Here is a 17,465-nt window from a genome sequence, read left to right as displayed (position 1 = left end):
GCATTTATTTGTGACTTCTATCGATCAGCCCTTGGATATCCGTGGCGTGGTGCTCAAGAATCGCGTTTTTCTGGCGCCGATGTCTGGCGTCTCCGATTTGCCGTTTCGCAAGCGCGCTGCTGCTGCCGGAGCGGGAATGGTCGTTTCGGAAATGGTCGCCAGCGCGGAACTTTGCAATCGTCACAAGGAAAGTCTGCTGCGCCTGTCGGGCGAAGGTCTGGGCACGCATGTGGTTCAGCTTGCCGGGCGTGAAGCCCATTGGATGGGCGAGGCCGCCAAGATCGCCGAAGGCGAGGGCGCGGATATCATCGATATCAATATGGGCTGCCCGGCCAAGAAAGTGACCGGCGGCTATTCCGGATCGGCGCTGATGCGCGATCTGGATCACGCGATGACGCTTGTTGAGGCGACTGTGGCTGCCGTGAAGGTACCGGTCACGCTGAAGATGCGGCTCGGCTGGGACGAAAACAGCATCAATGCACCCGAACTGGCCAAGCGTGCCGAAGATGCGGGCATTGCCATGGTCACTGTGCATGGGCGCACGCGCTGCCAGTTCTATGAAGGTCATGCCGACTGGGATGCCATCCTCGCCGTGCGCGATGCAGTGAAAATTCCGCTCGTCGCCAATGGCGATGTGTCGTCTCGTGAAGACGCTGAAGAGATTCGCCGCCGGTCCGGTGCGGATGCGGTGATGGTCGGACGGGCTACCTATGGACAGCCATGGCTGCCGGGAGTGATCGCGGGCAGTTCACCATCAGCGCAATCCGAAACGGAGATTATCGATTATATTATAATGCATTACGAAGATATGCTCGACCATTATGGTAGCAAAACGGGTATTCGCCATGCGCGCAAGCATCTTGGCTGGTATCTGGATCGTCATGCCGGAGAGGCTTTGACCTCTGCGGATAAGGCGGAAGTTATGACGCTGACCGATCCCGCAAAGGTTGTTGAAGCGCTGCGTCGGATTTTCGCGGCACGGACGACGGATGCGCCAGAGTTGAAATCGGCGTTCAGAAAGGTCGCCTGATGCGCGAAAGAGAAGAAAAAGGCAGCATTCCTTCAGTTATCCTGGATGCGATTAGCCAGCCGGTCATTATGGTCGGGCCTGACAATCACATTGTCTATGCCAATCTGGACGGCGAGCAGTTTTTCCGCTCTGGCTCGTCCATATTGGCCCGCAACCGGCTGGAGAGCTTTCTGCCTTTTGGCAGCCCGCTTCTGGCTCTCATCGATCAGGTTCGCGCCAGCCAGATGCCGGTCAATGAATATCGCGTTGATATTTCCTCGCCGCGTCTTGGTGCTGAACGCATCGTTGATCTTTATGTTGCGCCCGTCGTTGAAATGCCGGGCGCTGTGGTCATCCTGTTCAAGGAAAAGACCATGGCGGAAAAGATCGACCGCCAGATGACCCATCGCGGCGCTGCCCGCTCGGTTACTGGTCTTGCCTCGATGCTGGCGCATGAGATCAAGAACCCGCTTTCGGGTATTCGTGGTGCGGCTCAGTTGCTTGAGCAGGTGGTTGGCGACGAGGATCGCGCGCTGGCGCGGCTGATCACCGATGAAACCGACCGTATCGTGTCACTGGTGGACCGGATGGAGGTTTTCTCCGACGAGCGTCCCATTGAGCGCACCGCAGTAAATATTCACGCGGTTCTGGACCATGTGAAGGCCGTCGCCCGCAATGGTTTTGCCCGTCATATCCGTTTCTCGGAAGATTATGATCCGTCATTGCCGCCGGTTTTCGCCAATCGCGACCAACTTGTGCAGGTGTTTCTCAATCTGGTGAAGAACGCTACTGAGGCCATTGGCGACCGCGATCACGGAGAAATTCTTCTCTCGACGGCTTATCGCCCCGGTATTCGCCTTCAGGTGCCGGGTGCGCGCGACCGCGTGGCGCTGCCGCTGGAATTCTGCGTGCACGACAATGGACCCGGCGTGCCGCAGGATATGCTGCCGCATCTCTTTGATCCATTTGTAACGACCAAAACCAATGGTTCGGGCCTTGGATTGGCCCTGGTGGCAAAAATCATCGGCGATCATGGCGGCATCATCGAATGCGACAGCCATCCGTCGCGCACCACTTTCCGCATTCTTATGCCTGCCTGGAAAAGCTCGGATGTTGCTTCCCGGCCAAGCAAATTCACGACTGACTATACCGGAGACGACGCATGATAGCAGGACGCCCGACGGGAACCGTATTGGTGGCGGATGATGATGCGGCGATCCGCACTGTGCTCAATCAGGCACTCTCCCGGGCCGGTTACGATGTGCGGGTGACATCGAATGCCGCATCCTTGTGGCGTTGGGTGGCGGCTGGCGATGGCGATCTGGTCATCACCGACGTCATGATGCCGGACGAAAACGCTTTCGACCTGCTGCCGCGTATCAAGAAGATGCGGCCTGATCTGCCGATTGTGGTGATGAGTGCCCAGAACACATTCATGACGGCCATTCGCGCCTCGGAAGCGGGCGCCTATGAATATCTGCCGAAACCGTTCGACCTGACGGAACTGATTAATATTGTCGGCCGCGCTTTGTCCGAACCGAAGCATAAGCCAATCGCCTCGCTCCACGACGAGCCCGGCGAGAATATGCCGCTTGTCGGTCGTTCGCCTGCCATGCAGGAGATCTATCGCGTTCTGGCGCGTATGATGCAGACTGACCTGACCATGATGGTGACGGGCGAATCCGGCACCGGCAAGGAACTGGTAGCCCGCGCGCTGCATGAATATGGCCGCCGTCGCAAGGGACCGTTCGTTGCGATCAACATGGCTGCCATTCCACGCGATCTGATCGAATCAGAACTGTTCGGCCACGAGAAGGGCGCTTTTACGGGCGCGCAGAATCGCTCGAGCGGTCGCTTCGAACAGGCCAATGGCGGTACGCTTTTTCTGGATGAAATTGGCGATATGCCGATGGAAGCGCAAACGCGCCTGCTTCGCGTGTTGCAGCAGGGCGAATATATGACGGTCGGCGGACGCACGCCTATCAAGACCGATGTGCGCATCGTGGCGGCGACCAACAAGGATCTGCGCCAGCTGATCGCGCAGGGCCTCTTCCGCGAAGACCTTTATTACCGTTTGAACGTGGTGCCGCTGCGGCTGCCGCCGCTGCGTGAGCGCAGTGAGGACGTGCCTGATCTGGTGCGTCATTTCTTCAAACGCGCTGCTGAAGAGGGCTTGCCAGAAAAACGCATCACCAATGCCGGTCTCGACATGATGCGCCGCTATCCATGGCCCGGCAATGTGCGCGAACTGGAAAACCTCGTGCGCAGGCTGGCGGCGCTCTATCCGCAGGAAGAAATCTCGCCGGAAATCATCGAAACCGAACTGAAGGCGGAACTGTCGAAGCCCGACACGATTCCAGCAGTGACCGGCGACGCGGAAAACGTCACGATCTCGCAAGCGGTCGAGCAGAACATGCAGCGTTATTTCGCTTCATTCGGTGCCGACCTGCCGCCGCCGGGGCTTTATCACCGCGTACTGGCTGAGCTTGAATATCCGCTGATCCTGGCTTGCCTGACGGCAACACGCGGTAACCAGATCAAAGCGGCGGACCTGCTTGGTCTCAACCGCAATACACTGCGCAAGAAAATCCGCGAGCTTGGCGTGAATATTTATCGCGGCGGCAAGGGGAATTAATTCCTTCCGCAATTTTCTTCGACACGTGTTCTTGTTTAAGTCGTCGTCGCTTCGACTTTCGAAGCGACGATCGCATTTTTGTTCAGATTGAACGCGGATTAATGTCGGATCGGCTTTCTGACGGGCTTTCGGACAGGCTTTTTAACGTGTCTCTTTGGACCTGGCTTTTTTGCCTTGGCCTTTTTAACCACCTTGACCTGATGGACGAGACCCGAGGAAATTTGGCTTTGGGCAGCAAAAGCAGCAGGAGCGGAAATAAAGGAAAGTGCGATAGCTGCAGCAAAGATTTTCTTCATAATCAGTATCCTCTACGATTTCAGTAAATAAAATATACATCTATAGATTGTTCTGTTTTGGGCAGAATTGTAAATGAACGTTTCTGATTGGATATTTTTCTGTTCTCTGAACGAAGATCATTAAAATATATCGTTCTTAAAAATAATCGGTTATTCGACAATCAAGCGAGATGAATACTAGAAGATTCGACGGGATTATTTCTGAGAAGGCGGATTTTCTTTTCCGAAAGGAATTACCAATGAAGCGATGCGCAAATTTGTTAGGGGTCCGACGTTTAGTGCTGTAATCCAGCTAAATGGCGTTCATGAAAAATATGGCGATGACCAATAGAATAAATGAAAGTCCAAACGCGAATAATGCGATATTGAATAGTAACATTGGTAAGTATCAACTCGTCGGTCGTGAGCAGGTGTTTCGTTGCGACGATGGTCTTTCCCTGATTTCACGATGTGGGGCGAGAGACACAAGTGTGTAGAAACCGTGCCTCTCGCGGGGGCGGGCAATTGCTTAGGCTGCCCGGCGCTGGCCATATCGCCTAGGTGTTTTAGCTGCAACTTTTAAACGCAATGCGTGTGCCGTATTGGGTCAAAACCGGACATCCCAGCACGATTAGACAAGTCATGAGCCGGTACTCGCCATTTATATTTCTATTTAGTTCTCATCCACATTAGGGAGCGGATGAGGAAAGGGGCTGGAGTGCCCACAGACTGCTTAAGCAGACATCGAGATGTCATAAGATTAAGGTGAGGGGTCGTTTCAGGTTTATCGGTAGAAACAATGGTCAGTCTGTGACGCAAAATGGCGGACTGTTCCGAATCGAAATTCGTTCGACTGTATGAAAATAAATGGAAATATCTCTTGCCAGAGAAAATAGTGGTGCCCCCAGAGAGACTCGAACTCCCGACCCCCTGATTACAAATCAGGTGCTCTACCAACTGAGCTATAAGGGCACTTCACGATACAGTGTGTATCGAACCGCTTTTGGTTGCAAATCGCTTCCGCTGTGCGGCTAGCGCTCGATTAGCACAAATGACGCGTCTGTAAAACGAAAATTCATCGCAAAGAGGTCATGGCAACAGGGTTTTTCATGTGATAGCCAATAGACCGCGATGAGGCATGGCAAACTTATCAGGGTTGAGCTGGGGAGCGAGACAGTAGACATGAACGACAAATCACTCGCGCTTCATTTTCTCTCGTCCGGGACCGAAGAATCACTCGCGGCTCAGAAAGAGCTTGTGAATCGCTATGGACATGTGTCGGGGGAAGACGCCGACATTATTGTTGCGCTCGGCGGTGACGGCACCATGCTTCAGGCGCTGCGGGATTTCATGAATAGCGGTACCCCGATCTATGGCATGAATCGCGGGTCTGTTGGCTTTCTGATGAATGAGTTCAGCGTTGATAATCTGTGCGAGCGCATTCTGGCTGCGCAGATGGAAACAATTCGTCCGCTGGTCATGATCGCGGAGACTGAAAATTCAGCTCCGGTCGAGGCGCTTGCAATCAACGAAGTTTCGCTGTTCCGCCAGTCCTATCAGGCGGCCAAGGTGCGCATTTCGATTGACGGTAAAGTGCGGCTGGAAGAACTGGTCTGCGACGGCGTGATGGTCGCCACCCCCGCTGGTTCGACAGCCTACAATCTCTCGGCGCAGGGACCGATTCTGCCATTGGAAGCGCCGCTTCTGGCGCTGACGCCGGTCAGCCCCTTCCGTCCGCGTCGCTGGGGTGGCGCATTGCTGCCCAAGCATGTGACGGTTCGTATGGATTTGCTGGAAACGGAAAAGCGCCCGGTCAATGCCGTTGCCGACAACAACGAAGTCAAATCCGTGACGTCGGTTACGGTGCGCGAGGCACCGAATAGTCAGGTGGCCATTCTGTTTGATAAGAACCACTCCTGGGACGAGCGCATTCTGACAGAACAATTCCGGCATTAATCTGAAAAGTCGACAGGTTTTCGGGTAAGATTATAAGCAAACAAAGTTGTCAAACTACCGCGGCTGACAATCTTCTAATTGTCATCAATTTGATTTAATTCGATTAGAAAAGACGTAGATTAGCGTCATTTGTCGTTATCAGCAGGATTATCAAAGCAATTTGATATCGGATGTTGGTATTTTGGTTGACTTTTGCACGCTGCGGACGTAGGCGATGCTGCAAGAAAACGCTAGATGCGTTGCAGACGCCTTTTCTGCTTTGGTTCCTGCGCCGGATGACGCGGCTGCAATGACAGGATGGGCGGAACACGTTTCCGAACCAGAGAGCTGCGCCTCCATTGACGACATTTGCCGAACTCGGTCTTTCCCCGAAAGTGCTTGCTGCTGTAGAAGCGGCTGGATACACCGCGCCTACACCCATTCAGGCAGGCGCTATACCGCCCGCGCTCGAGCGCAAGGATGTGCTTGGTATCGCCCAGACGGGAACGGGCAAGACGGCTTCTTTCGTTCTGCCGATGCTGACGCTGCTGGAAAAGGGCCGGGCTCGCGCCCGCATGCCGCGCACGCTCATTCTTGAGCCGACCCGTGAGCTTGCTGCGCAGGTCGAAGAGAATTTCGTCAAATACGGTGTCAATCACCGCCTTAATGTTGCTCTGCTGATCGGCGGCGTTTCGTTCGACGAGCAAGAGCGCAAGCTTGAGCGCGGCGCAGACGTTCTGATCGCCACGCCGGGCCGTCTTCTCGACCATTTCGAACGCGGCAAGCTGCTTTTGACCGGCGTTGAAATTCTGGTCATCGATGAAGCCGACCGTATGCTCGACATGGGCTTCATTCCGGATATCGAACGCATCTGCAAGCTGATTCCGTTCACGCGTCAGACGCTGTTCTTCTCGGCGACCATGCCGCCGGAAATCACCAAGCTCACCGAGCAGTTCCTGCATTCGCCAACGCGTGTCGAAGTGGCCAAGGCTTCGTCCACGGCAAAGACCGTGACGCAGCGTCTGGTCAAGTCGAGCAGAAAAGATTGGGACAAGCGCGCTGCATTGCGTGATCTCATCCGTGCCGAAGGCGACACGCTCAAGAATGCGATCATCTTCTGCAATCGCAAGAAGGATGTGTCGGAATTGTTCCGTTCGCTGGTACGCCATGAGTTCAACGCCGGTGCATTGCATGGCGATATGGATCAGCGCGCCCGCATGACGATGTTGGCCAACTTCAAGGAAGGCAAGCTGCAATTGCTGGTCGCTTCCGATGTGGCAGCACGCGGCCTTGATATCCCTGATGTCAGCCACGTCTTCAATTTCGATGTTCCGATCCATTCGGAAGACTACGTCCACCGCATTGGCCGCACGGGTCGCGCTGGCCGCTCAGGCAAGGCGTTCACCATCGTCACGCCATCGGACACGAAGTATCTTGCCGCGATTGAGAACATGATCGGCGAGAAGATCGAATGGGTCGATGGCGATCTGTCCACGCTTGCACCGTCCGACGAGGCTGATGATCAGCCGCGCAAGGGCAGGAATGCGCGGGGCAAGGGCAAGGACTCGCAAAGAGATAGCAAGGGCAAAGATAAGGGGCGGGACAAGAGCATGGACAAGCCAAAGGAAAAGGTAGCTTCGACCGAAGCGCTCGATCCGGCGGAACAGCCGCAGCCCATTATTGAAACCCACGACCGCCGCGATGCGATCCGCGCTTCCAACGATGAACGTCGTGGCAAGCCGCAGCACGACCAGCATAAGCGCCGCCGTGATCGCGATGATGATGGTCCGTCGCCGGTTGGTTTCGGCAACGACATTCCTGCTTTCATGCTCATTCCAACGGGCATGTAAGCGGAAAGCACTGTTAGATTTATTATTCGGCCGTGGAGGATCGCTTCGCGGCCGATTTCTTTTGGGGTTTGGGCTGACCGCTGCGCAGTGCAGCTTCATAAGCGAGGCGAGCCCATTCGGTCATGATCTCAGGGTCGTCGAAGGCTTCGCTCGGCACGCTCCAATAGGGCATGCCAATGGGATCGCCGCCCTTGCGCCCTTCATAGGTCCATTGCACCGATCCGGCGTCGATAAAACGCGGGATGGTCAATTCGTCGGCTTTGAAAAGCAGTTCATCGCGAACGACAAGCGCGAAAATCAGCCCCTGATGATAAATGCCTTTGCCGCCGAACATGCGGCGGATACTGATCGGGCCAAAATCCTGCAATAGATCGCGAAGAGTTTCGTCATCCATTGGGGAGATTCCTTCGGAAGACTATCCTCGTGGATCAGGTCAGGCGGCGCCCTGCATCTGGCGTAGGCTTTCTGCCGAGGCAGGGGTCAGTTCAACCGATTCACCGCAGCCACAGGCAGAAGTCTGGTTCGGGTTGTTGAACACGAAACCGGTGCGCAGCGTGGTGACTTCGAAATCCATCTGGGTTCCGAGTAGAAAAAGAACAGCTTCCGGCGCGATAAAGACCTTGGCGCCATCTTTCTCGGCAACATCATCACCGGCTTTCGCTTCGCTGGCGACATCGATGGTATATTCCATGCCCGCACAGCCGCCTTTTTTCACGCCGACACGAATGCCCAGCGCGCCTTCGCGCGACTCAACAATCTCGCGAACGCGATTTGCTGCGGCTTCGGTTAGCGTCATGACTGCGAAACGGCCCATGGTTCTTCTCTTCCGGTGCTATGCGGTGGCCTTGAGGCTGTGGCTTCACGCGCGAGAATCAACCAATCTCGTGTGAAACCAGCGAGTTTGAAACCTCGCTGCCACGTTTTCACTATAGTTAGTGTTGTAACATCATTACCGCAAGACACCAAATCGAGAGCGCAGGCCGCGTGTTCGGCTGGCGGGTATTGGGGAAAGAGGAGGTATGAATGTCGATTGATCGGATGAAATCTCTAAGGCTGGCTGTTCTGGTGGGCGCGCTCGGCCTGTCTGTCGCTCTACCGCATGCTTATGCACAGGAGACGCCAAAGCCTGCTGCAAAGGAAGCACCGAAACCCGCATCGAAAGACAGCACTGAACCGACAGCGCAGAAAAAGCCTGAAGCCGAGAAAAAGGATCAGGCTGAGCAAACAAAGGCGCCCGTTGAAGAGACGAAACCGTCTGAACAGACGCAGGATGCGGCCAATGGCGTTACCGTGCCGGAATATCGCGATGACCGATCCTCGCCGCAGGCGCTGATTGAATCTTATTATAATGCGATCAACCGCAAGGAATATACGCGCGCTTACGGTTATTACTCGGAAGAGGGGCGGGAACCCGACTTCAAGACCTTTGTGAAGGGCTACGAGAATACCAAGAGCGTCAAGGTCGCCTTGCGCAAGACCGAGCCTGACCCGGGTGCGGGCCAGATCTACTGGAGCCAGCCACTGGCTATCGAAGCCGAGAGCAATGATGGCAAGAAGGAAGTCTTCGGCGGTTGCTACACGATTCACCTTACCAATCCCGCCATGCAGGAAGAGCCGCCTTTCAAGCCGATCGAGATCATGACCGGCTCGCTGAGCAAATCGGAACTGGAACTTGAAAAGAGCGTGCCTGAAGCCTGTGAAGCCCCATAGCTCTTTGAGAACATGACCTGATTTTCTGGTCGCCTCTTTGGGAATGATCGCCGGAACAGCATGATTCAGAGAGGGCATTTTTAGTGCTTGACCTTACCACGATGGCAAGGTGCATGCTGCTTTCGGTCGGGGCGATCTGTCTTGAGATGAAATCTCGAAAGTCGCCCTCTCTCGTTGTTCATAAGCATTTCCAGCCCGTATCGGTGCGTTTTTTGGAAAGGTGCAGGCGTGGAGTCAGTCAATGATGAAATTTTCCGTTCCCAAGATGAAATGCGGTGGCTGCGCCGACAGTGTAACTGCCGCGCTGCGCAAGCTCGATGCCACAGCGCCGATTGAAATCGACCTCGACACCAAGGAAGTCGAATTCGGTGGCAATGCCTCCAGAGATGCGGTTGTTTCCGCGCTGGCGGCAGCCGGTTATCCGGCTGCAAACGCTCAATAATGTGATTTTGCAGGTGCTTGCGCCAATGCAAAGCAGGATGTACGTGCCGGGAAGCCTTGCTTTCCGGCATTTTCTTTCCGTAACGGAAGCCGGACCGCAGAGGTTCGTTCCGGTGAGTTCAAGTGCCGCAAATGCGGGTGTTTCGCAGCTGTTTCATTGACTGTACCGGCGATTTTTGCCACATCAACGGCAAATCTCGTTTATGGTGCACTCGCAGCGAGGTTTGGACCAACGCTGCGGAGTGCTTTGTGATATGAAACATCGCGTTAGGCGATAATGAAGGGTTGAGGGCTATGGCAGCCGATTTCCAGGATCTTCGCACAAAGATGGTCGACAATCAGATCCGTACGACGGACGTAACCGATCTGGCGGTTATCGATGCTTTTCTGGCCGTTCCGCGGGAAGCCTTTGTACCGACCGTCCGTCAGGCAGTTGCCTATATTGACGAAGATCAGCCGCTCGAAGCCGAAGGTGGCGCGCCGCGTTATCTCATGGAGCCGTCGCCTTTCGCAAAGCTCATCCAGCTTGCCCGCGTGAACAAGAACGATGTCGTGCTCGATATCGGCTGCGGCACTGGTTATTCCTCGGCCATTCTTTCGCATCTGGCCGGTTCGGTGATCGGTCTTGAGAGTGATTCTGCGCTTTCTGCCGCTGCGACCGCCCGTCTTGCCGAACTCGGCTATGACAATGTTGTGATTGTTTCTGGCGATATGCACGCCGGCTATCCTTCGGAAGCACCTTACGATGTGATCATGATCGAAGGCGGTGTGGATTTCGTGCCGGACACATTGTTCGTGCAGTTGAAGGAAGGCGGACGCCTCGTCGCCGTCGAAGGCCGTGGAAACGCTTCGGTTGCCCGCATTTATATTAAAGAAAATGGTGTTGCATCGGGACGCATTGCGTTCAACACTGCGGTGCGCCCACTTCCGGGATTCGAGCGGATTCCGCAGTTCGAATTCTAATTTCCGGGATTGGTACAATTCTGCAACGCTGCGGAATTTCTTTGTGCATGCTCTGGGCGGGGCGATGGAAATAACCGATTTTAAAGGTTATTTAAGGTTGCCCGAACTGATCGGTTCGATTTACTGAATTTGGCTATTCTTAAGATGAGGTACCCGGTGTTCAAAACGTACAAAGGACTGGTCGCAGCGGCAGCATTGTTGGCCGGCACCGTTTTATCGGGGCAGTCCGCCTTGTCTGAAAACCTCTCCGGTGCTCTGGTCAAGGCTTATAAGAATAACGCTACGCTTAATTCTTCCCGCGCAGGTGTGCGCGTTCAGGACGAAAACGTGGCTATCGCCAAGTCGAATTACCGTCCGCAGATTACCGGTACGTATGATGCAAGCCGCAGTCGTGCGCCGACAAGCGGCTATCGCACCAGCGGTACGGTCGGCATCCAGCTGAACCAGATGCTGTTCGACGGTTTCCAGACCAAGAACAACGTGGCCGCAGCAGAAACCCAAGTCTATGCGCAGCGCGAAAATATGCGCAACGATGAGCAGAACACGCTTTATAGCGCTGTCGCTGCCTATATGGGCGTTTATCAGAATCGCCAGATCGCCGTGCTTCGCGAGAAGAATCTGGCTGCGATGAACGAACAGGTGCGCGCAGCCCGTGCGCGTCTGGACGTTGGTGAAGGCACGCGTACCGACGTTGCGCAAGCTGAAGCCAGCCGTTCGACAGCAGTTGCCGAGCTGAACAGCGCCCGCGCCAATGTCAAGTCGGCGGAAGCGACCTATATTCGCATCGTCGGTGCACAGCCGGACAGGCTTGCCGCTGCTGCTGCCGCGAAGAACCTGCCGAAGTCGCCTAACGAAGCTTTCGCTATCGCACAGGCCGGACACCCGGGCATTCTTGCAACGCAATATGCCGTGAATGCTGCAGGCTATAATGTGAAGGCCAAGGAAGGCGCTATGCTGCCGACCGTAGGTCTGTCGGCCGGCGCCAGCCGTCTGGATACCTTTGCCGGTTCGACTGTCGGTGATGGTAATTCCGCTTCGGTCGGTATTGGCGTGACCATTCCGATTTATACGGGCGGTCGCACATCGGCGCAGATTCGCCAGTCCAAGGAACAACTTGGTCAGGCGCGTATCGAAGTTGATGTCGTACGCGATCAGGTTCGTGAAGCCATTGGTTCGGCATGGTCGCAGCTTGAAGCTGCCCGCGCTTCGGTCAAGGCAAATCGCGATGGTATCGCAGCTGCCCAGCTCGCACTGGATGGCGTGATCGAAGAGCGCAAGGTTGGCCAGCGCACCACGCTGGACGTGTTGAACGCGCAGAACGATCTGACCGCTGCTGAAATCACTCTCGTCCAGTCGGAGCATGATGTGGTTGTCGCCAGCTATGCGCTTCTCAACGCGACTGGTCGCATGACCTCCAAGCAGATGGGCCTTCAGGTGGCTGAATATAAGCCAGAAGAACACTACGAAGCCGTCAAGGATAAGTGGTTCGGTCTTCGCACGCCGGATGGTCGCTAATCAGCGAGAATTTCAGATTGAACGGCGCCTTCGGGCGCCGTTTTCGTCTGACGACGATTCGCTGGTGGTTGCGTTCAATTCTTAACAAAATGATAAAGCTGTGGGTTGAATTGCGCAGCGTTCTTGCGGGGATTCTCAAATCGCCGAACGTCCGGTACCCTTAATTCATTGATTCTCTGTCCTTTGCAGGATGCGGCTTTGAAAGCTGCGGAACGATTTTCCGCGCAAAACCAGCGGCTCCATACAGAGAAGGAGAACGATGTGCAGCCTTGCGGGCGCGCATTGCTCTATTCTGAAATAGGGAAGATGGACAGCTATGGCACAGACATCCAGCGCATCACGCGAACCGTCCATGGAAGAGATTCTCGCTTCCATTCGACGCATTATCGAAGACAGCGATGTCAGCCGTCACCCTGTGTCCACGTCGGCGAATTTTCCGTTGCGCGGCGAGGTGGCTGAGTTCCGTCGTCCAGCCCCTGCGCAGGAACAGCCCGCAGCTGAAGCCCCAGTTTCGAGACCGGCTGAAAAGCCGGCCATGATGCGTGATATCCTCAAGGACGAGCCGGTATTGCGCGGGCCGATTGACGAGCCGGTGAAAGCTGCGCCCGCATTCGAACCGGAAATCGATGAGGAAGAAGAGGACATTGTCCTTGACGCGCAAAATGATGACCGGCGTGCCGCTGAAGTGCAGCAGGAAGCGCCTGCCGCAATTGCGCCTGAAGCCGCGATTGAGGATAGCGCGATGGAAGCGCTTGATCGTTCGCTTGAGGACGGAATCGCCGAAGCCATTGACGAGTTGCTAGAACCTGATCTGGATGAGCCTGTCGAAGCATATGTTGAACCGGTTGTGGAGCCAACTCCGGAAGCACCGGTCGCGACCACGGCTCCGGCAGCGCCGATATCCGAACCACTGGCAAATGCGAGCGTGGCTCCCCATATTCTGTCACAAGTGGCAGAACGCCAGGTGGCCGCAGCTTTTCAGGATCTGAGCCACGTCGTGCGTGCAGAGCCGCGTCGTTCGTTTGACGATATCGCCGCCGAGATTCTGCGTCCCATGTTGCAGGATTGGCTGGACAACAATCTGCCGACCCTCGTGGAGCGACTTGTTCGCGAAGAAATCGAACGAGTGGTGCGCGGCGACCGATAATCGACGTGTTACCTGAATAAAACGGCCTTTGAGTTCAAAAGCCCGTCTGTCTTGCAGGCGGGTTTTCACTTTTAAAGTGATTTATCACCCGTTTGTTGTTATTGAGCGCTCAATCCTTTCATTGCGCAAAAAGACCGGATAATTCCATGCTTGAGAAGACTTATGACGCCGCGGCCATAGAGCCGAAAATTGCCGAACGCTGGGAAGAAGCAGGGGCATTTAAAGCGGGAGCAGGAGCGAAGCCAGGAGCCGATCCTTTTGCCGTGGTCATTCCTCCGCCGAATGTCACCGGATCGCTGCATATGGGCCATGCGCTCAACAACACGATCCAGGACATTATGGTTCGTTTTGAACGCATGCGCGGCAAGAATGTGCTGTGGCAGCCGGGCATGGACCATGCCGGCATCGCAACCCAGATGGTCGTCGAGCGTCAGCTTGCCGAGCGGAAGGAGCCGAACCGTCATGCCATGGGTCGCGAGAAGTTCATCGAGCGCATCTGGCAGTGGAAATCCGAATCCGGCGGCATGATCTCCAATCAGCTGCGTCGTCTCGGCGCGTCGTGCGACTGGTCGCGCGAACGTTTCACGATGGATGAGGGGCTGTCGCGCGCTGTTCTGGAAGTCTTCGTCTCGCTCTATAAGCAGGGCTTGATCTATCGTGACAAGCGTCTGGTCAACTGGGACCCGAAGCTGCTGACGGCTATCTCTGATATCGAAGTCGAATCCCGCGAGACGAAGGGCCATCTCTGGCACTTCCGCTATCCACTGGAAAACGTACCTTTCGATTCAGAAGACCCGCATACCTATATCGTTGTTGCAACGACCCGCCCTGAAACCATGCTGGGCGACACTGGCGTTGCGGTTAATCCGAAGGATGAACGCTATCACGCTCTCGTCGGTAACGATGTCGTTCTGCCGCTGGTTGGCCGTCATATTCCGATTGTTGCCGATGATTACGCCGATCCGGAAGCCGGGTCTGGCGCGGTCAAGATCACGCCTGCTCATGACTTCAACGACTTTGAAGTCGGCAAGCGCAATGATCTGCGCGCGATCAACATTCTGACGCCGGCAGCGGCTGTCACGCTGAAAGACAATATCGACTTCCTTGAAGGCCTCCAGCTGACGCCGGAATTGAAGGCGCTGATTGCCGAGCTGGACGGGCAGGATCGCTTTGCGGTTCGCAAGCGCATCGTCGAGCTGATGGACGAGCGCGGCTATCTGGAAAAGGTCGAGGATCACACCCATGCCGTTCCACACGGCGATCGCGGTGGCGTGCCGATCGAGCCTTATCTGACTGACCAGTGGTATGTGAACGCCGCCGAAATGGCGAAGCCTGCCATGGCCGCTGTTCGTGACGGTCGCACGCAGATCGTGCCCAAGAACTGGGAAAAGACCTATTTCGACTGGATGGAAAACATCCAGCCATGGTGCGTTTCGCGTCAGCTCTGGTGGGGACACCAGATCCCGGCCTGGTACGGCCCGGATGGCAAGTGCTTTGTCGAGAAGAGCGAAGCCGAAGCCAAGGCCGCAGCAAAGGCGCATTACGGTGAAGATGTTGCTCTGGAACGCGACACCGACGTTCTGGACACGTGGTTCTCGTCGGGCCTGTGGCCATTCTCGACGCTCGGCTGGCCTGACAAGACCCCGGAACTCGCAACCTATTATCCGACCAGCGTTCTGGTGACCGGTTTCGACATTCTGTTCTTCTGGGTTGCCCGCATGATGATGATGGGCCTCCATTTCATGGAGGAAATCCCGTTCCATACGGTCTATCTGCACGCGCTTGTTCGTGACAAGCACGGCGCGAAGATGTCGAAATCCAAGGGCAATGTGATCGACCCGCTGGAGCTGATGGACGAATATGGCGCCGATGCGCTGCGCTTCACGCTGGCCATCATGGCCGCGCAGGGACGAGACGTTAAGCTCGATCCGGCACGTATCGCAGGCTATCGCAATTTCGGCACCAAGCTCTGGAATGCGACGCGTTTTGCGCAGATGAATGGCGTCAAGCTTGATACAGATTTCCGTCCGGAAAACGCAAAGCTTGCAGTCAATCGCTGGATCCTGACCGAACTGACCAAGGCGACGCGCGCCGTCACCGAGGGCATTGCCAATTACCGCTTCAATGAAGCAGCGGGTGCGGCCTATCGCTTTGTGTGGAACCAGTTCTGCGACTGGTATCTGGAACTGCTCAAGCCGATCTTCATGGGCGACGATGAAGCGGCAAAAGCCGAAGCACAGGCAACGGCTGCTTACTGTCTGGATCAGATCTACAAGATCCTGCATCCGTTCATGCCGTTCATGACGGAAGAACTCTGGACGCTGACGGCTGGCGAAGGCCAGAAGCGCGATACGGTTCTGGCGCTGGCCGACTGGCCCGAGCTTTCCTTTGCGGATGAAGAAGCGGCTGCCGACATCAATTGGCTTGTCGATCTCGTCACCGGCATCCGTTCGGTGCGTGCAGAAATGAATGTTCCGGCTGGTGCCGTAGCGCCGGTCGTCGTTCTCGAGGCCAATGCAACGACCACAGAGCGCTTTGAACGTCACGACGCTGCAATCAAGCGTCTTGCCCGCGTTGAAAGCGTGGCCTTCGAAGCGCAGGCTCCGAAGGGCGCTGCCCAGATGCTGCTCGGCGAAGCGACGATCTGCATTCCGCTCGGCAAGCTGATTGATCTCAAGGCTGAATCGGCACGTCTCGCCAAGGAAGCTGGCAAGATCGCGGCTGATATCGACCGGATCGAGAAGAAGCTGTCGAACGAAAAGTTCGTCGCCAACGCCAAGGAAGAGGTCGTTGAAGCAGAACGTGAGCGTCTGGTTGAGCTGAAGGAAGCCGCCGAGCGTGTGGCTACGGCAGAATCACGTATCCGTGACGCGGGTTGATTTGACCCATTCCGTAACGTAAGGCGAAACACGAATCACCACCCGGCAGTGCACACTGCCGGGTGTTTTTATGCGGGCTATCCCGGAAAAGTTGCGTTTCAAGAGGTCTGAGGCGAAATCGAACCAGCGTTTCGATTGTTTTTTGATATTGTTGCGCATTCGCAACAAGGCCTGAATTTGGCCGAAAAAGGGGCAATTTGGGCGAATTTCTGGCCATGATTTGTCGGAATGTTTCCCGCGCGCATAAAAACCCAACACATTTTAGGCATTTTTGATGTGGCCATTCAGAGCGAGCGACCGACCCGCGAATGATTGGATATTGCAGGTCGAATCCTTCCTGTTTTACGTTTGCGTCAACGTTAATGCCGTTGCTATCTGGGAGGACATTTATGAGCGGACGCGGCTTAAAAATAGGGGGAATTGCGGCGGTACTGCTTGGGAGTGCGGTTGTCGCTCATGCGGGTGGTCTGGAACGCAGCTCGCAGGATTTCGACATTCTGTTCGAACAAGGAAATGCTGTCGATGCGTCCGGCACTTTTGTCGCTCCGCAGCGTAAGCTGAAGAACATTCGTGGCTCCGCAATCGGAGCGGCGACGGGCGGCAGGAATCCTTTCAAGGGCGGTCAGCCGTACAGCACCGAAGTTGACGAAGCGACGAGCTATTGGGTGCCGAAGGCATCCGCAAAGTTCGACCTGACGTCGGATCTGGCTTGCGCCGCACAATATCGTCAGCCTTGGGGCATTCATACGGATGTCGGTCTGGACTCGGTTCGCAGCTTCGTTGCAGCAGAACAGAAGATTTCCTCTAACGACTACGGTCTGAACTGTTCCTATCGTTTTGCAGCCGGTGAAAAGGGCTATTTCCGTATTCTCGGTGGCGTGAGCTATCAGGAACTGCGTGGCGAACAGACCAAGGCCATTCCGCCAACAGGTCATCCGTTCGGTGGCACGTGGCGCGTTGCATCTCTCGACGTCGAAGATGAGTCCGTGGGCTGGCGTCTCGGTGCTGCGTACTGTTGATTGCCGCTGAGAAGTGACCCGGTTTGGGGTGATATTTCCATTTAGAATTGACCCATGTTTGAACCTTCCCTCGTTTGTTTTTCAGCG

At 55.5% G+C, this 17,465-nt stretch carries 14 protein-coding genes, 1 tRNA gene and 1 pseudogene; 12 read left to right on the top strand and 4 right to left on the bottom strand.

Annotated features, from left to right (window positions below; genetic code table 11):
• Positions 1-10 precede the first annotated feature (10 nt).
• The 3 genes from dusB to ntrC are packed head-to-tail and all read left to right on the top strand — an operon-like array spanning position 11 to position 3,644.
• Positions 11-1,030, top strand: coding sequence for a tRNA dihydrouridine synthase DusB (dusB, locus tag FGI60_RS20550; protein WP_138786785.1), 1,020 nt, complete (start codon positions 11-13; stop codon positions 1,028-1,030).
• On the top strand, positions 1,030-2,175 hold the full coding sequence (locus FGI60_RS20545) for a two-component system sensor histidine kinase NtrB (protein ID WP_138786784.1): 1,146 nt from the start codon (positions 1,030-1,032) through the stop codon (positions 2,173-2,175). Before dusB ends, FGI60_RS20545 begins: the two co-directional genes overlap by 1 nt.
• Positions 2,172-3,644 carry a nitrogen regulation protein NR(I) gene (gene ntrC, locus FGI60_RS20540; protein ID WP_138786783.1) on the top strand — a complete coding sequence of 491 codons (1,473 nt, stop codon included), beginning with the start codon at positions 2,172-2,174 and terminating at the stop codon, positions 3,642-3,644. Before FGI60_RS20545 ends, ntrC begins: the two co-directional genes overlap by 4 nt.
• A gap of 98 nt (positions 3,645-3,742) precedes the next feature.
• On the opposite strand, the gene FGI60_RS20535 is transcribed toward ntrC, so the two are convergent.
• Both FGI60_RS20535 and FGI60_RS20530 read right to left on the bottom strand, forming a co-directional pair.
• The gene (locus FGI60_RS20535) at positions 3,743-3,940 is read right to left on the bottom strand and encodes a hypothetical protein (RefSeq protein WP_138786782.1); all 198 of its coding nucleotides are present in this window, start codon (positions 3,938-3,940) and stop codon (positions 3,743-3,745) included.
• A gap of 875 nt (positions 3,941-4,815) precedes the next feature.
• Positions 4,816-4,891, bottom strand: a tRNA-Thr gene (locus FGI60_RS20530).
• Positions 4,892-5,101: 210 nt separating this feature from the next.
• Here FGI60_RS20530 and FGI60_RS20525 point away from each other — a divergent pair.
• Both FGI60_RS20525 and FGI60_RS20520 read left to right on the top strand, forming a co-directional pair.
• Positions 5,102-5,875 (top strand): NAD kinase, encoded by a 774-nt coding sequence (locus FGI60_RS20525; RefSeq protein WP_138786781.1) that lies wholly within the window; start codon positions 5,102-5,104, stop codon positions 5,873-5,875.
• 338 nt (positions 5,876-6,213) lie between these two features.
• On the top strand, positions 6,214-7,704 hold the full coding sequence (locus FGI60_RS20520; RefSeq protein ID WP_138786780.1) for a DEAD/DEAH box helicase: 1,491 nt from the start codon (positions 6,214-6,216) through the stop codon (positions 7,702-7,704).
• 22 nt (positions 7,705-7,726) lie between these two features.
• Here the strand turns inward: FGI60_RS20520 and FGI60_RS20515 are convergent, their stop codons facing one another.
• Together FGI60_RS20515 and sufA are read right to left on the bottom strand one after the other, a co-directional pair.
• On the bottom strand, positions 7,727-8,098 hold the full coding sequence (locus tag FGI60_RS20515; protein WP_138786779.1) for a TfoX/Sxy family protein: 372 nt from the start codon (positions 8,096-8,098) through the stop codon (positions 7,727-7,729).
• Positions 8,099-8,137: 39 nt separating this feature from the next.
• Positions 8,138-8,518, bottom strand: a complete 381-nt coding sequence (gene sufA / locus FGI60_RS20510; protein ID WP_078340420.1) for a Fe-S cluster assembly scaffold SufA — start codon at positions 8,516-8,518, stop codon at positions 8,138-8,140.
• Between the two features lie 209 nt (positions 8,519-8,727).
• Here sufA and FGI60_RS20505 point away from each other — a divergent pair, with 209 nt between their 5' ends.
• The 7 genes and pseudogenes from FGI60_RS20505 to FGI60_RS26565 all read left to right on the top strand — a co-directional run.
• Positions 8,728-9,414, top strand: a complete 687-nt coding sequence (locus FGI60_RS20505; protein WP_138786778.1) for a hypothetical protein — start codon at positions 8,728-8,730, stop codon at positions 9,412-9,414.
• Positions 9,415-9,655: 241 nt separating this feature from the next.
• Positions 9,656-9,856 (top strand): heavy-metal-associated domain-containing protein, encoded by a 201-nt coding sequence (locus tag FGI60_RS20500; protein ID WP_138786777.1) that lies wholly within the window; start codon positions 9,656-9,658, stop codon positions 9,854-9,856.
• Between the two features lie 293 nt (positions 9,857-10,149).
• Entirely contained in the window at positions 10,150-10,818 is a 669-nt protein-coding gene (locus FGI60_RS20495) for a protein-L-isoaspartate O-methyltransferase family protein (protein WP_138786776.1), read from the top strand.
• Positions 10,819-10,962: 144 nt separating this feature from the next.
• Complete coding sequence (locus tag FGI60_RS20490) at positions 10,963-12,333, top strand: TolC family outer membrane protein (RefSeq protein WP_138786775.1); 1,371 nt, start codon at positions 10,963-10,965, stop codon at positions 12,331-12,333.
• Between the two features lie 316 nt (positions 12,334-12,649).
• Positions 12,650-13,480: a PopZ family protein gene (locus FGI60_RS20485; RefSeq protein WP_138786774.1), complete on the top strand. Its 831-nt coding sequence runs from the start codon at positions 12,650-12,652 to the stop codon at positions 13,478-13,480.
• 146 nt (positions 13,481-13,626) lie between these two features.
• Positions 13,627-16,359, top strand: coding sequence for a valine--tRNA ligase (locus FGI60_RS20480; RefSeq protein WP_138786773.1), 2,733 nt, complete (start codon positions 13,627-13,629; stop codon positions 16,357-16,359).
• 389 nt (positions 16,360-16,748) lie between these two features.
• A pseudogene (locus FGI60_RS26565) lies at positions 16,749-17,372 on the top strand (OmpP1/FadL family transporter); the annotation flags it as partial.
• Between the last annotated feature and the right edge of the window lie 93 nt (positions 17,373-17,465).

This window comes from Brucella haematophila (assembly GCF_005938105.1).
GTDB classification, from domain to species: domain Bacteria; phylum Pseudomonadota; class Alphaproteobacteria; order Rhizobiales; family Rhizobiaceae; genus Brucella; species Brucella haematophila.
The sequence above is the reverse complement of the archived record's forward strand: the minus strand, read 5'-3'. Positions and strand labels throughout refer to the sequence as shown.